This is a genomic window from Mycolicibacterium canariasense (assembly GCF_002101555.1).
GTDB lineage: Bacteria > Actinomycetota > Actinomycetes > Mycobacteriales > Mycobacteriaceae > Mycobacterium > Mycobacterium canariasense.
The window spans coordinates 474,245-487,368 of the sequence record NZ_LQOL01000052.1 but is presented as its reverse complement, the minus strand read 5'-3'; the positions used below and the strand labels follow the sequence as shown (position 1 = coordinate 487,368).

Annotated in this window: 18 protein-coding genes; 10 read left to right on the top strand and 8 right to left on the bottom strand. The window is 67.9% G+C overall.

Going from position 1 to position 13,124, the window contains the following annotated elements; all coding sequences use genetic code 11:
* Positions 1–4: 4 nt before the first annotated feature.
* From AWB94_RS18355 to AWB94_RS18345, 4 genes are all read right to left on the bottom strand, one after another.
* Positions 5–397: a nuclear transport factor 2 family protein gene (locus tag AWB94_RS18355; RefSeq protein ID WP_062656544.1), complete on the bottom strand. Its 393-nt coding sequence runs from the start codon at positions 395–397 to the stop codon at positions 5–7.
* Positions 398–553: 156 nt separating this feature from the next.
* On the bottom strand, positions 554–1,051 hold the full coding sequence (locus AWB94_RS18350; protein ID WP_062656543.1) for a hypothetical protein: 498 nt from the start codon (positions 1,049–1,051) through the stop codon (positions 554–556).
* A complete protein-coding gene (locus tag AWB94_RS35855; protein WP_234811775.1) occupies positions 1,048–1,287 on the bottom strand; it encodes a hypothetical protein in 240 nt (79 codons plus the stop codon). The genes AWB94_RS18350 and AWB94_RS35855 overlap by 4 nt, the downstream gene beginning before the upstream one ends.
* A 26-nt stretch (positions 1,288–1,313) precedes the next feature.
* Positions 1,314–2,108 (bottom strand): SDR family NAD(P)-dependent oxidoreductase, encoded by a 795-nt coding sequence (locus AWB94_RS18345; RefSeq protein WP_062656541.1) that lies wholly within the window; start codon positions 2,106–2,108, stop codon positions 1,314–1,316.
* A gap of 18 nt (positions 2,109–2,126) precedes the next feature.
* On the opposite strand from AWB94_RS18345, the gene AWB94_RS18340 reads away from it, so the two are divergent.
* Positions 2,127–2,498 (top strand): RidA family protein, encoded by a 372-nt coding sequence (locus AWB94_RS18340; protein WP_062656540.1) that lies wholly within the window; start codon positions 2,127–2,129, stop codon positions 2,496–2,498.
* Here AWB94_RS18340 and AWB94_RS18335 read toward each other — a convergent pair.
* On the bottom strand, positions 2,483–2,854 hold the full coding sequence (locus AWB94_RS18335) for a DUF952 domain-containing protein (RefSeq protein ID WP_062656539.1): 372 nt from the start codon (positions 2,852–2,854) through the stop codon (positions 2,483–2,485). The two genes, AWB94_RS18340 and AWB94_RS18335, sit on opposite strands and share 16 nt — an antisense overlap.
* A gap of 135 nt (positions 2,855–2,989) precedes the next feature.
* Here AWB94_RS18335 and AWB94_RS18330 point away from each other — a divergent pair, with 135 nt between their 5' ends.
* On the top strand, positions 2,990–3,181 hold the full coding sequence (locus AWB94_RS18330; protein WP_024449764.1) for a DUF7455 domain-containing protein: 192 nt from the start codon (positions 2,990–2,992) through the stop codon (positions 3,179–3,181).
* A gap of 17 nt (positions 3,182–3,198) precedes the next feature.
* Positions 3,199–4,143 (top strand): YihY/virulence factor BrkB family protein, encoded by a 945-nt coding sequence (locus AWB94_RS18325; protein ID WP_062656538.1) that lies wholly within the window; start codon positions 3,199–3,201, stop codon positions 4,141–4,143.
* On the opposite strand, the gene AWB94_RS18320 is transcribed toward AWB94_RS18325, so the two are convergent.
* Positions 4,133–4,369 (bottom strand): DUF3039 domain-containing protein, encoded by a 237-nt coding sequence (locus AWB94_RS18320; protein ID WP_024449762.1) that lies wholly within the window; start codon positions 4,367–4,369, stop codon positions 4,133–4,135. The genes AWB94_RS18325 and AWB94_RS18320 overlap by 11 nt on opposite strands.
* Before the next feature lie 55 nt (positions 4,370–4,424).
* Between AWB94_RS18320 and AWB94_RS18315 the strand changes: the two genes are divergently transcribed.
* From AWB94_RS18315 to AWB94_RS18305, 3 genes are all read left to right on the top strand, one after another.
* Positions 4,425–4,814, top strand: coding sequence for a DUF3099 domain-containing protein (locus AWB94_RS18315; RefSeq protein WP_062656537.1), 390 nt, complete (start codon positions 4,425–4,427; stop codon positions 4,812–4,814).
* Between the two features lie 169 nt (positions 4,815–4,983).
* A complete protein-coding gene (locus AWB94_RS18310; RefSeq protein WP_024449760.1) occupies positions 4,984–5,943 on the top strand; it encodes a sigma-70 family RNA polymerase sigma factor in 960 nt (319 codons plus the stop codon).
* Between the two features lie 134 nt (positions 5,944–6,077).
* Positions 6,078–6,776: an iron-dependent transcriptional repressor DtxR gene (locus tag AWB94_RS18305; protein ID WP_062656536.1), complete on the top strand. Its 699-nt coding sequence runs from the start codon at positions 6,078–6,080 to the stop codon at positions 6,774–6,776.
* A 6-nt stretch (positions 6,777–6,782) separates the two neighbouring features.
* Here the strand turns inward: AWB94_RS18305 and AWB94_RS18300 are convergent, their stop codons facing one another.
* On the bottom strand, positions 6,783–7,820 hold the full coding sequence (locus AWB94_RS18300; RefSeq protein ID WP_062656640.1) for a DUF4192 domain-containing protein: 1,038 nt from the start codon (positions 7,818–7,820) through the stop codon (positions 6,783–6,785).
* Between the two features lie 162 nt (positions 7,821–7,982).
* Here AWB94_RS18300 and sthA point away from each other — a divergent pair, with 162 nt between their 5' ends.
* Positions 7,983–9,398 carry a Si-specific NAD(P)(+) transhydrogenase gene (sthA, locus tag AWB94_RS18295; RefSeq protein ID WP_062656535.1) on the top strand — a complete coding sequence of 472 codons (1,416 nt, stop codon included), beginning with the start codon at positions 7,983–7,985 and terminating at the stop codon, positions 9,396–9,398.
* Here the strand turns inward: sthA and AWB94_RS18290 are convergent.
* Positions 9,395–10,165, bottom strand: coding sequence for a trypsin-like serine peptidase (locus AWB94_RS18290; RefSeq protein WP_062656534.1), 771 nt, complete (start codon positions 10,163–10,165; stop codon positions 9,395–9,397). The genes sthA and AWB94_RS18290 overlap by 4 nt on opposite strands.
* Before the next feature lie 147 nt (positions 10,166–10,312).
* Here AWB94_RS18290 and AWB94_RS18285 point away from each other — a divergent pair, with 147 nt between their 5' ends.
* From AWB94_RS18285 to AWB94_RS18275, 3 genes are read left to right on the top strand one after another with little or no spacing between them, the layout of a single operon-like run.
* Positions 10,313–11,314, top strand: a complete 1,002-nt coding sequence (locus AWB94_RS18285; RefSeq protein WP_062656639.1) for a proteasome assembly chaperone family protein — start codon at positions 10,313–10,315, stop codon at positions 11,312–11,314.
* 44 nt (positions 11,315–11,358) lie between these two features.
* Positions 11,359–12,381 carry an alpha/beta fold hydrolase gene (locus AWB94_RS18280; RefSeq protein WP_062656638.1) on the top strand — a complete coding sequence of 341 codons (1,023 nt, stop codon included), beginning with the start codon at positions 11,359–11,361 and terminating at the stop codon, positions 12,379–12,381.
* Between the two features lie 30 nt (positions 12,382–12,411).
* Positions 12,412–13,113: a PhzF family protein gene (locus tag AWB94_RS18275; protein ID WP_062656533.1), complete on the top strand. Its 702-nt coding sequence runs from the start codon at positions 12,412–12,414 to the stop codon at positions 13,111–13,113.
* Positions 13,114–13,124: the final 11 nt, after the last annotated feature.

The window sequence follows — 13,124 nt, the reverse complement described above, 5'->3', positions numbered from 1 at the left end:
ACGGTTAGTGCGTGGCGTGCTGCTTGGACCCGTAGACGCGCTCCATCAACGCGGTGTCGGTGTGCACCTGGACCCGGGCGGTCTTGCCGTCGCGGATCGTGAAAACGTCGGCGTCGCTTCCTTTTTCGTCTCCCACGGCGACTTCGGTGAGCGCGACGACGGTGTCACCGTCGGCCAGCAGCCGGTTCAGTTTCACCGAGACGTTCTTCTCGGCGAGGCGCGCGAGGTACTGCCCGAGTTCGCCCTTGCCGTGATAGGTGCCGCTGATGGTGCTGTTGCCGGGCTGTACCCACTCGATGTTGTCGTCGAACAACGCCATCACGGTGTCCATGTCGCCCTGGGTGAAAGCCTCGTAACCCCGGGTGACGAGATCGATGTTGTCCTGTTCCTGTGACATTTGCTGTTTCCTTCCCGCATGCGCGCGAAGTCGGCTCTCGGATGGGTCGGACCATTCACGCGCCGAAACGACTGTAAGCCCGCTGACCTGGGAATGTACAGGCGGCAAACACGCACTGCTTGCCGAGTTAAGGAGCTTCTGCTAGAGAGCAGCGCGTCAGTGTTTGCGGGGACGCAGTTTGTAGGACGCCGGCCACGATTCCCGGGAGTCGTCTCCGGTCAGCGGCACGCCCTGTGCACCCACCTTCACGTCGTAGGCCTCCATGTCCGCGCCGGCTTCCCGGTCGGCCTTCTCCCTGGCCAGGTAGTACAGCTGGTCGATCTCGAGCTCCTTGAAGGCCACGAAGGTGGTCTTGCGCACCGCGTGGGGACTGGTTGCCGCCGCGACGAGATGCTCGACGAGCGCCCGGGAGGCCAGCATCGCCGCGGCCAGCACCACACACGCGACGACCCACCCGATGCCCGGGACGGTCGCCGACACCGTCATGGCGGCCGACGCGCCCACCCAGACCCAGCTGACGGTCCGGGTGACCGGCGGGTACAGATCGTTCTTCACCACCTCGGGCGCCAGGCCGGCCGTGGCCAGCTCACCGAGGGCCGGCCGGCCGATCAGCGGCCCGGCCAGCGCGGTGACCAGAAGGCCCGCGCAACTCAATGCCGGCGACCAGCGGTCCAGGGCTCCGGGTCGACGGTGACGCTCAGCAGCGTCAGGACCGCGAACGTCACCACGGCCGCGGCCTCCAGCGGCCGCGCGGCGTGACCGCCGATCCGGCCGATGACCGCCGCGGCGACCGCGACGGCCAGCGCCACCGACGCGGCGATCCAGGATGCGACGTTGCCGACCAACATCCAGTAGACGATCCACGGCGCGAGACCCGATAGCATTGCCACGCTGGGTCACTTTACAGAGTGGCGCGTCAACGTAACACCACGGCGCTGGGTTCCCTTGGTGCACCCAATATTTCACGGTGCGATGGCGGCTGACGGCCCCCTTCGTCGGTGATGCCGTACCGCACCGCCAACTCGGCGCCGATCACGGTGTGCCCGCTGTGGCCGGCCAGTTCCGGATCGCCGAACAGCGCATCGATCAGGTGACCGGTGAACTCCGGCGTCTCGGCATGCCGGGCGGTCTCGGCCAGGGCGTCGGGATGCCCGGCGAACGCGGCACGCAACCGCTCGGTGAGCAGGATTCCCATCCAGATCGACACGCACGCCACCGAGGTGCCGCGGAAGTCGACGGCCATATCTGCGGCCATCTTGTCGATCCCGGCCTTCTGCGCCCCGTACGCGGGACCGTGCATGTAGCACACCGAACCGGGCGAGGAGGTGAACGCGATCAGCCCGCGGGGCCGGCGCAGCAGCAGCGGCGCAGCGTGCCAGGACGCCACATACGCCGAACGCAGCCCGACATCGAGCACGTCACCGAGCCCGACCGGCTTCTCCCAGAACGGTTTCGCACCGGTGAGTTCGTCGTGCACCACCGCGGCGTTGTTCACCAACAGATCGAGCCCGCCCTCGTCGGCGCCGACGCGGGCGAACAGCGCGGCCACGGCGTCGTCGTCGCCGTGGTCCACCCGCACCGCGACACCGCCGGGCGGGGCCTCGGTGATGCTGCGGCCCGTGGCGTAGACCCGCCAGCCGCGGGCACTCAAGGCGCCGGCGATCCCGAGACCGGCGCCCCTGCTGGCACCCGTGACCACCGCGACCCGCACTCCCCTAACCTAGACGCCGTGCCAGACTCGCGGATCAATATCGCCTCCGGATCGGAATTCGAAGCCGCGGTTGGCTATTCACGCGCCGTACGGATCGGCGATCACGTCGCGGTGTCCGGGACCACCGCGCCCGGCGGTTCGGTCGCCGAGCAGACCCGCGCGGCCCTGCGGCGCATCGAGGCCGCACTCGCCGAGGCCGGCGCCGCCCTGTCGGACGTGGTGCGGACCCGGATGTTCGTCACCGATATCTCCCGATGGCAGGAGATCGGTGCCGTGCACCGCGAGTTCTTCGGCGATATCCGGCCGGTGACCACCATGGTCGAGGTCAGCGCGCTCATCTCGCCCGAACTGCTCGTGGAGATCGAGGCGGACGCCTACCTGGGCGCCTGATCGCTGGACGGAGCAAACTGTCCGTCCGGGCCGGGCAGGTAGCTCGTGACACTTCTCACAGCCGCCACCGGCAGGGGTCCATATAGGTGCGGGAACAGCATCGATTCCGGATCGGTGGGCACCCCGGGCTCCCAGCGCACGGGGTCGCTCAGCTTGCCCGGATCGACGGCCAGCAACACCAGGTCGGTGCGCCCGGCGTACAGCCGGTTGGCGGGCAGATGGACCTGTTCAGGAGCCGAAAGATGGACGAAGCCCACGTCGGCGAGCGAGGCCGGGCGGTGTTCGCCCGCGCGTTGGGCCGCGTGCCATTCCTCGGATGAGCACAGATGGACGAGGACCTCGGAGTCGCGGATCATGCGCCCAGCGTGCCCGTCCCGCAACGGGAGTGCGCCGTGAGACACGACACACCGATGAACGGTGAGGGAACAAGGCCGGAACCTCATACGTCTGACACAGTAGAACCACGCATCAAGCCGAACGGAGGACGTGCCGTGAACGCAATCCTGACCAGTCCGGAACTGACCCGGGCCGATCGCTGCGACCGCTGCGGTGCGGCTGCGCAAGTGCGGGCCACGCTCCCGTCGGGCGCCGAACTCCTGTTCTGCCAGCACCACGCCAACGAGCACGAAGCCAAGCTGATCGAACTGGCCGCGGTGCTGGAGGTCAAGCCGGTCGACGCGTAGGGAATGCTGGACTGGTCATGAGCGACCAGCCCCCCGCAAAACCCACTCGCCACCACATCTGGCCCATCACCAAGCGCACGCTGTCCAAGGCCTGGGACGACTCGATCTTCTCCGAGGCCGCACAAGCCGCCTTCTGGTGTGCGCTGTCGCTGCCGCCGCTGCTGCTCGGCATGTTGGGCAGCCTGGCGTACCTGGCCCCGCTCTTCGGACCGGATACGTTGCCGGCCATCGAGGAACAGCTGATCGGGACGTCGGGGCGATTCTTCTCGCAGAACGTCGTCAGCGAGATCATCGCGCCGACCATCTACGACATCGTGCGCGGTGCCCGCGGCGAGGTCGTGTCGCTCGGCTTCGTCATCTCGTTATGGGCAGGTTCCTCGGCGATCTCGGCATTCGTCGACTCGGTGGTCGAGGCGCACGACCAGACACCGCTGCGCCATCCGGTGCGGCAGCGGTTCTATGCGCTGGGCCTGTACGTGGTCATGCTGGTGTGCGCGGTGCTGACAGCGCCGTTCATCGCGTTGGGGCCGCGTAAGATCTCCGAATCTATTCCGGAGAGCTGGGACAACGTGCTGCAGTACGGGTACTACCCGGCGCTGGTGATCGTGCTGGTGCTGGCGGTGACCGTGCTCTACCGGGTGTCGTTGCCGGCGCCGCTGCCCACCCACCGCCTACTGGTGGGCGCGGTGCTGGCGACCGCGGTCTTCCTCATCGCGACGGTGGGCCTGCGGATTTACCTCACCTGGATCACCGCGACCGGCTACACCTACGGCGCGCTGGCCACGCCGATCGCGTTCCTGCTGTTCGCCTTCCTCCTCGGCTTCGCCATCATGATCGGCGCCGAGCTGAACGCGGCGGTGCAGGAGGAGTGGCCCGCGCCGGACACGCACGCGCGCCGGCTGCGGGAGTGGATCGAGGAACGCACCGACACCCGCAACGGCACCAACGGCACTACTTCTTGAGCTGTTCGTAGATCCGCTTGCAGTCCGGGCACACCGGGGAGCCGGGCTTGGCGGCCTTGGTCACCGGGAACACCTCACCGCACAGGGCCACGACATGCGTACCCATGACGGCACTTTCGGCGATCTTGTCCTTCTTGACGTAATGGAAGACCTTGGGGGCATCATCATCGGTCCCGTCATCGACGCGTTCGTCGGTGTCCGGGCGTTCGATCGTCTGGGTCTGCATACCCCTATTGTGCCCGGCCCGCGCGCCGGTCCGAAGGTGTGGGACAGTGGAGTTTATGAAACACGGCCCGGAGCTGAGTTTCGACGACGACGGTCGACCGATCCTGATCACCCGCGCCGCCCTGCCCTACGAAGAGCAGCACCGCGCCAGGATGCGCAAGTACTTCACCTTGATGGCATTCCGGATCCCCGCCCTGGTGCTGGCGGCGGTCGCCTACGGCATCTGGCAGAACGGACTCATCTCGCTGGGCATCATCGTGCTGTCCATCCCGCTGCCGTGGATGGCCGTGCTGATCGCCAACGACCGCCCGCCGCGCAAGGCCACCGAGCCGCGCCGGTACGACTCGGCCGGCCCGCGCCGCACTCCCCTGTTTCCCACCGCCGAGCGCCCGGCGCTCGAACCCGTGCGCCACGTCGACCCGGCCGCCGGCACCGACGCGTCCTGACCGCCCGATTTCCCACCTGAGTGCGGTTCTTGCGCACTTCTCAGGAGAATCTCAGGTCGTCGGGAAAAAACCGCAGGTCAGTAGGTGTGACATCGGGAACCAGCGGGAACTCTGAGCCCTGTACGGACGTTGAACGCAGTGACAGTTCCAGCCGATCAGGAGGCCGTAAATGGCGATCGCCAACGCAAGCCGTGTCGACAGCGATCTGGACGCTCAGAGCCCAGCCGCCGATCTTGTCCGTGTGTATCTCAACGGCATCGGCAAGACAGCGCTGCTGACCGCCGCGGATGAGGTCGAGTTGGCCAAGCGCATCGAGGCCGGGCTGTACGCCCAGCATCTGCTGGAGACCCGCAAGCGTCTCGGCGAGGCCCGCAAGAAAGACCTGGCGGCCGTGGTACGCGACGGTGATTCCGCCCGCCGCCACCTACTGGAGGCCAACCTGCGCCTGGTGGTGTCGCTGGCCAAGCGCTACACCGGACGTGGCATGCCGTTGCTGGACCTGATCCAGGAGGGCAACCTCGGACTCATCCGGGCCATGGAGAAGTTCGACTACACCAAGGGCTTCAAGTTCTCGACCTACGCCACCTGGTGGATCCGCCAGGCCATCACCCGCGGCATGGCCGACCAGAGCCGCACGATCCGGCTGCCCGTGCACCTGGTCGAGCAGGTCAACAAGCTGGCCCGGATCAAGCGCGAGATGCACCAGAACCTCGGCCGGGAAGCCACCGACGAGGAACTGGCCGAAGAGTCGGGCATCCCGGTGGAGAAGATCAACGACCTGCTGGAGCACAGCCGCGACCCGGTGAGCCTGGACATGCCGGTCGGCACCGACGAGGAGGCCCCGCTGGGTGACTTCATCGAGGACGCCGAGGCGATGTCGGCGGAGAACGCGGTGATTTCCGAGCTGCTGCACACCGATATCCGGTACGTGCTGACCACGCTGGACGAACGCGAGCAGCAGGTCATCCGGCTGCGGTTCGGCCTGGACGACGGCCAGCCGCGCACCCTGGACCAGATCGGCAAGCTGTTCGGGCTGTCCCGCGAACGGGTCCGCCAGATCGAGCGCGAGGTGATGGCCAAGCTGCGCAACGGCGAACGTGCCGAGCGGCTGCGGTCCTACGCCAGCTAGCGAAACCCTCCCCGCTGATGCCCGTCGCGCTTTCGCGCGGCGGGCATCACATTGCGCCGGGAAGATGTTGCAGCCCTGTTCAAGCGCCTAGACCGGTAGACTCGACAATCGACGGAGGGCCTGGAAGGTAGCGCATGAACGATCTGATCGACACCACCGAGATGTACCTGCGGACCATCTACGACCTCGAGGAAGAGGGCGTGGTTCCGCTGCGTGCCCGGATCGCGGAACGTCTCGAGCAGAGTGGACCCACCGTCAGCCAGACCGTGTCCCGGATGGAGCGCGACGGCCTACTGCACGTCGCGGGCGACCGCCACCTCGAGCTCACCGAGAAGGGCCGCTATCTGGCCATCTCGGTCATGCGCAAACACCGCCTGGCCGAACGGCTGCTGGTCGACGTGATCGGCCTGCCGTGGGAGGAAGTGCATGCCGAGGCCTGCCGGTGGGAGCACGTCATGAGCGAGGACGTGGAACGCCGGCTGCTGCAGGTGCTCAACAACCCGACCACCTCACCCTTCGGCAACCCGATCCCCGGGCTGTCCGAGCTGGGCTACGGCGAAGCCGGCGCCAGTGAAGACGCAAATCTCGTGCGGCTCACCGAATTACCGTCCGGGTCGCCGGTCGCGGTGGTGGTGCGTCAACTGACCGAGCACGTCCAGGGCGATGTCGAACTGATCGGCCGTCTCAAGGATGCCGGCGTGGTGCCCAATGCCAGGGTCACCGTGCAGGTCAGCGACGAGACCGGCGGCGGTGTGCTGATCCTGATCCCGGGGCATCAGGAGGTCGAACTGCCGCATCACATGGCGCACGCCGTCAAGGTCGAGAAGGCCTGACCCGCATCACCCGGCGCGCTGCCCGAACGCGCGTCGCGACGGCAGCCGCACTCCCAGCTGGGCCGCCGTCCGGTAACCGGTGAGTGCCAGCTCGCGGATCTGCCGTGGGTGCATCCCCGACTGCAACGCCTGGTCCAGCATGCCGGCCATCCGGTGTGCGGGCAGCCCGTTCAGCGCCGCTTCCAGCGCGATCCCGGCCAGCGGGCCGTCGCCGCGGGCGTAGGCCGAAAACGCCAACAGCACCAGCGCCTCGACCCGCCACGGGTCGGGCAGGGTGCGGGCCAGCACCGTCCACAGTGCTTCCGCCTCGGCGGCCCGCTCCCCGACCGCCAGTGCGTACAAGGTGTCCTTGACCCGGGGATCGGTCAGCGCGGCGGCCAGGGTGGCCACCTCGGCATCGTCGAGCTCGGAGTCGGCGCGCACCCCGGCCGCCATCCGCAACGCCAGGCGCACGGCGTCGGCCGCCGCTTCGTCGTCGACGACGCCGTCCCGCCGCCGGATCCGCTCGCGCAACGCCGCGCATCGGGCCGGGTCGGCGACCCCGACCACCCGTTGCAGATCCTCGCGCCGGCGGTAGAGCCTGCGCCCGTCGAGCACCGCGGCCGCCGCCAGCGGTGAGGCGTCCGGATCGTCGATCAGCCCGCCGGCACCGCAGCCGTCCGCACAGGACCACCGCCCGCCCGGCGTCACCCGATCGACCAGCAGGACGGCCAGCAGCAGGATGGCGTGGTCGTCCAGCGACTCGGCCAGCCGGTCGGCGAGATCGAGATGGTCGATACCACAGGCGTCGCAGTCGGTGCCGTCCTCGTCGACGACGACGGCGATCGCCGCGTCCGGACTGGACGCCGCGACCACCTCGGCCAGGTGCGCGGTGCCGGCGACGAGCGCCGCACTGAGATCCACCCGCAGAACGGGGCCGATGTCACCGCGGTCCACGGTGACCAGGACCAGCGAACGCTCGGGAACGAAGCCGAGCACCGCGGGCAGCGCCGCGATCAGCGCGGCCGGGCTGTCGAGATCGAAAAGACGGGGTTGGGATGTCATGTCCCCACCGTCACAGCCGGCACCGTCAGCCGGTGCCGCTGCGGCGGTCCGGCGCCGTGGATTGTGGATGAATCCGCAACTGTGCATCGATCGCGAGTTGTTAACCCGCAATTCGGCGTCGTCGGCGTGCGAGATCGGTGCAACCGGCGTAGGACTTCACACATGGGTTCCATGCAGGAGTACGACCTGGTCGTCATCGGTTCCGGTCCCGGCGGTCAACGTGCGGCCATCGCCGCCGCCAAACTCGGGAAATCGGTGGCAGTCATCGAACGCGGCATGATGCTGGGCGGGGTCTGCGTCAACACCGGCACCATCCCGTCCAAGACACTGCGTGAGGCCGTCGTCTACCTCACCGGGATGAATCAGCGTGAGCTCTACGGCGCCAGCTACCGGGTGAAGGAGAAGATCACCCCGGCCGATCTGTTGGCCCGCACCCAGCACGTCATCGGCAAGGAGATCGACGTGGTGCGCTCGCAGCTGATGCGCAACCGGGTCGAGCTCTACGTCGGGCACGGCCGGTTCATCGACGAGCACACCCTGCTGGTCGACGACCCCGGCCGCGCCGAGCGGATCACCATCCGCGGGGCCAACATCGTCATCGCCACCGGGACCAAACCGGCCCGGCCCAGCGGTGTCGAGTTCGACGAGAACCGGGTGCTCGACTCCGACGGCATCCTCGACCTCAAGGCCATCCCGACCTCGATGGTGGTGGTCGGTGCCGGGGTGATCGGCATCGAGTACGCCTCCATGTTCGCCGCGCTGGGCACCAAGGTGACGGTGGTGGAGAAGCGCGAGTCGATGCTGGAGTTCTGCGATCCGGAGATCGTCGAGGCGCTGCGGTTCCACCTGCGCGACCTGGCCGTCACCTTCCGGTTCGGTGAGGAGGTGACCGCGGTCGACGTCGGGGCGGCCGGGACCGTCACCACGCTGGGCAGCGGCAAGCAGATCCCCGCCGAGACGGTGATGTACTCTGCCGGCCGGCAAGGACAGACCGATCACCTGGATCTGGCCAACGCCGGCCTGGAGGCCGACAACCGGGGCCGCATCTTCGTCGACGACAACTTCGCCACCAAGGTCGAACACATCTACGCCGTCGGGGACGTGATCGGCTTCCCCGCTCTGGCCGCCACCTCGATGGAGCAGGGCCGGCTGGCCGCCTACCACGCGTTCGGTGAGCCCACCAAGGGCATGATGGACCTCCAGCCGATCGGCATCTACTCGATCCCCGAGGTGTCCTACGTCGGTGCCACCGAGGTGGATCTGACCAAGGACGCGATCCCCTACGAGGTGGGCGTGTCGCGGTACCGCGAGCTGGCCCGCGGCCAGATCGCCGGCGACTCCTACGGCATGTTGAAGCTGCTGGTGTCCACCGAGGATCTGCGCCTGCTCGGGGTGCACATCTTCGGCACCAATGCCACCGAGATGGTGCACATCGGGCAGGCCGTGATGGGCTGCGGCGGCACCGTCGAGTACCTGGTGGACGCGGTGTTCAACTATCCGACGTTCTCCGAGGCCTACAAGGTGGCCGCGCTGGACGTGATGAACAAGTTGCGCGCGCTGAGCCAGTTCAAGCGTTAACAACCCACCGACGAGTCCGGAGCCTGATCGCCGGGGCCCTGTCCCTCCGCGCGGATCAACAGGTCTTCCGCGGTGTGGTCGAAAGGCGGTGAGTAGGAAAGGTTTTCGGCGCACCCACCGCCGTCGAGGCCGCCCGTCAAACCGGTGATGGTGGAACCGACCAGCCACGGCGAGCCGCTGGTGCCATCGACCAAACCACCGCACCGCAACAACGGGTAGCCCGCCCTGGTGGTGCTGGTCGGGGCGTGACAGCCGATCGGCCCGCCCCCCACGCCCATCGGATAGCCCGTGACCGCGACATCGGTGCCCGGGGCCGGCGCCGTCCCCAGCCGGAGTCCGCCCCCGACCGCCGCCGCCACCGAGCCGCCGCCGTCCCGGCTCACCCGCGCGATGGCAAAATCGGCGCGGGGATTCTGGTTCGCGCTCCACCGCGGATCCAGGTAGATGGTGTCGAGGTGCCACAGCTGGTTCGGGTCGGTGGTGCCGGCGAACCCGGCCGCGAACGTCGCATCCGGGCCGCCGTCCAGGCAGTGCGCCGCCGTCAGGATCAGGTCACCGGCCGGCGAGTCCAGCACCGCAGCGGTGCAGGCGTGCAGGTCACCGCCGCCGACGAAGAGGGCGCCGATGCGCCGATCGGGAAGGACCGGGACCGCCTCGGGCGTGCTTGCCTCCACGGTGGCGAACCGACGGGCCTGCGGCGCGGCCGCGCAGCCGGCAATCAGCGCACCGGCCAGCGCCACCGCCGTCACCCACACCGTCACTCGCACGTCATGATCCTGCCCGACAAACCTGGTGAAAGCGCTGGGAGGAGATCCGGCGGGGCGCCGACGCGACATCGACGGGGCATAGCCGGGGGGCGCACGCTGTTTGAAAGGCAAAATACGAGACAATCTGGTGAAGAGGAGGTGAAGCACATGGTCGATCAATCAGGTCACCCGGAACCGCACTATCAACCCGACCAGACGGGCATGTACGAGCTGGAGTTCCCGGCACCGCAACTGTCCGCGTCGGATGGGCGCGGTCCGGTGCTGATCCATGCGCTGGAGGGGTTCTCGGACGCGGGGCACGCCGTCCGGCTGGCCGCCCAGCACCTGAAAGACACGCTGGACACCGAACTGGTGGCGTCGTTCGCGATCGACGAACTGCTCGACTACCGGTCCCGACGCCCGTTGATGACCTTCAAAACCGATCATTTCACCAGCTACGACCAGCCCGAACTGAACCTGTATGCGCTGCGCGACAGCGCTGGCACCCCGTTCCTGCTGCTGGCCGGGCTGGAACCGGACCTGCGCTGGGAACGGTTCATCAGCGCGGTGCGACTGCTGGCCGAACGGCTCGACGTCCGTCAGGTCATCGGGTTGGGCACCATCCCGATGGCGGTGCCGCACACCCGGCCGGTGACGCTGACCGCGCACTCCACCAACAAGGAACTCATCAGCGAGTACACCCCGTGGGTCGGCGAGGTCCAGGTGCCGGCGAGCGTGTCGAACCTGCTGGAGTTCCGGATGGGCCAGCACGGCCACGATGCGCTGGGGTTCACCGTGCATGTGCCGCACTACCTGGCGCAAACTCCTTATCCACCGGCCGCCGAGACCCTGCTGGCCGAGGTTGCCCGCTGCGCCGGACTGCAGATCCCCCTTGCCGCGCTCGGCGAAGCCGCAGCTGAGGTGCATACGAAGATCAACGAGCAGGTGGCGGCGAGCGCCGAGGTCGCTCAGGTGGTGACGGCTTTGGAGCGCCAGTACGATGCATTCGTCGCCGCTCAGGAAAACCGGTCGTTGTTAGCCCGCGACGAGGATCTGCCCAGCGGCGACGAGTTGGGTGCGGAGTTCGAGCGGTTCCTGGCGCAGCAGGCGGACGACAAGTTCAGAGAAGGCTTCTCCGACGGGTTCCCTGACGGCCAGGACGACACCTAGCCGATACTGCTTCGGCATCGAGGTCGGGGAAGGACATGGCGGAGATGACCGAACGGAAAACCAAGCTTCGGCCGGTGCGCGAGACCACGCCCACCCTGCAGTTCCGCACGATCCACGGCTACCGCCGCGCGTTCCGGATCTGCGGGTCGGGGCCGGCGATCCTGCTGATCCACGGCATCGGGGACAACTCGACGACCTGGCATACGGTGCAGGCCGCCCTGGCACAGCGGTTCACCGTGATCGCGCCCGACCTGCTGGGCCATGGTCAGTCCGACAAGCCGCGGGCGGACTACTCGGTTGCCGCGTACGCCAACGGGATGCGCGATCTGTTGTCCGTGCTGGACGTCGACCGCGTCACGGTGGTGGGTCACTCGCTGGGCGGCGGCGTGGCGATGCAGTTCGCCTACCAGTTCCCGCAGTTGGTCGACCGCCTGGTACTGGTGGGCTCCGGCGGGGTCACCAAGGACGTGAACATCGCCCTTCGGGTCGCGTCGCTGCCGATGGGCAGCGAAGCGCTGGCCCTGCTGCGGTTGCCGTTGGTGTTGCCCGCCCTGCAGGCGGCCGGCCGGATCGGCGGGACGCTGTTCGGTTCGACCGGGGTGGGGCGCGATCTGCCCGATGTGTTGCGCGTGCTCAACGACCTTCCCGAGCCCACGGCGTCATCGGCGTTCGCGCGGACGTTGCGTGCGGTGGTGGACTGGCGCGGCCAGGTGGTCACCATGCTGGATCGATGTTATTTGACCGAATCGGTTCCGGTTCAGCTCGTTTGGGGCAAGCACGATTCGGTGATCCCGGTCAGCCATGCCCACCTGGCACATTCGGCCATGCCCGGGTCACAGTTGGCCATCTTCGACGGGTCCGGGCATTTTCCGTTCCACGACGACCCCGACCGGTTCGTCGAGATCGTCGAGCGTTTCATCGACTCGACCCAGCCGGCCCGCTATGACCAGGATCTACTGCGCGAGTTGTTGCGTTCGGGCATCAGCGAGAAGGCGATCACCGGTTCACTGGACACCCGGGTGGCGGTGCTGGACGCCATCGGCGGGGATGAGCGAAGCGCCACCTGACGCGCGATCACGCCTACTACGATCGGTTGCATGGCGGTCGATGTGAGCGTGCTGCGAGTGTTCACCACTCCCGAAGGCGAGTTCGGCAATCCGCTCGGCGTGGTCGACGCCGCGGCTGTCGACCCGGCCGACCGGCAACGGTTGGCCACCGAATTGGGCTACAGCGAAACGATTTTCGTCGACGTTCCCGCCCCGGGTGCGACGACGGCGAGCGCGCACATCTTCACCCCCGCCGTCGAGATTCCGTTCGCCGGGCATCCGACCGTCGGCGCGGCGTGGTGGCTGCGCGAACGCGGCATCCCGGTCCGGACCCTGCAGGTGCCGGCCGGGCTGGTGCAGGTCGAGTACCGCACCGACGATTCCGGTGCCGACCTCACCGTGATCAGCGCGCGGGCCGAGTGGGCGCCGGAGTTCGCGATCTACGACCTGGCGTCGATCGAGGACGTGCTGACCAGCGACCCTGCCGATTACACGGGCGATGCCGAGCATTACGTCTGGGCCTGGACCGATGCCGCCGCCGGCGAGCTGCGGTCGAGGATGTTCGCCCCGAATCTGGGCATCGTCGAGGATGAGGCAACGGGCGCGGCGGCGGTCCGTATGACCGACTATCTCAGCCGCGATCTGCACATCATCCAGGGCAAGGGGTCACGGATCGACACCTGGTGGGATCCACAGGGCTGGGTGAAGGTCGGCGGACGCGTCGTGCACGACGGCAATACGCTGGTGGACTGACGGCGGCCGGA

What these genes read in the sequence shown, in the direction of transcription:
- sthA (WP_062656535.1), top strand. Translation starts at nt 7,983, where the DNA reads ATGGGTTCCATGCAGGAGTACGACCTGGTCGTCATCGGTTCCGGTCCC.
- AWB94_RS18335 (WP_062656539.1), bottom strand. Translation starts at nt 2,854, where the DNA reads ATGATCCGCGACTCCGAGGTCCTCGTCCATCTGTGCTCATCCGAGGAA.
- AWB94_RS18325 (WP_062656538.1), top strand. Translation starts at nt 3,199, where the DNA reads ATGAGCGACCAGCCCCCCGCAAAACCCACTCGCCACCACATCTGGCCC.
- AWB94_RS18275 (WP_062656533.1), top strand. Translation starts at nt 12,412, where the DNA reads ATGGCGGTCGATGTGAGCGTGCTGCGAGTGTTCACCACTCCCGAAGGC.
- AWB94_RS18280 (WP_062656638.1), top strand. Translation starts at nt 11,359, where the DNA reads ATGACCGAACGGAAAACCAAGCTTCGGCCGGTGCGCGAGACCACGCCC.
- AWB94_RS18305 (WP_062656536.1), top strand. Translation starts at nt 6,078, where the DNA reads ATGAACGATCTGATCGACACCACCGAGATGTACCTGCGGACCATCTAC.
- AWB94_RS18285 (WP_062656639.1), top strand. Translation starts at nt 10,313, where the DNA reads ATGGTCGATCAATCAGGTCACCCGGAACCGCACTATCAACCCGACCAG.
- AWB94_RS18320 (WP_024449762.1), bottom strand. Translation starts at nt 4,369, where the DNA reads ATGCAGACCCAGACGATCGAACGCCCGGACACCGACGAACGCGTCGAT.
- AWB94_RS18300 (WP_062656640.1), bottom strand. Translation starts at nt 7,820, where the DNA reads ATGACATCCCAACCCCGTCTTTTCGATCTCGACAGCCCGGCCGCGCTG.
- AWB94_RS18310 (WP_024449760.1), top strand. Translation starts at nt 4,984, where the DNA reads ATGGCGATCGCCAACGCAAGCCGTGTCGACAGCGATCTGGACGCTCAG.
- AWB94_RS18315 (WP_062656537.1), top strand. Translation starts at nt 4,425, where the DNA reads ATGAAACACGGCCCGGAGCTGAGTTTCGACGACGACGGTCGACCGATC.
- AWB94_RS18355 (WP_062656544.1), bottom strand. Translation starts at nt 397, where the DNA reads ATGTCACAGGAACAGGACAACATCGATCTCGTCACCCGGGGTTACGAG.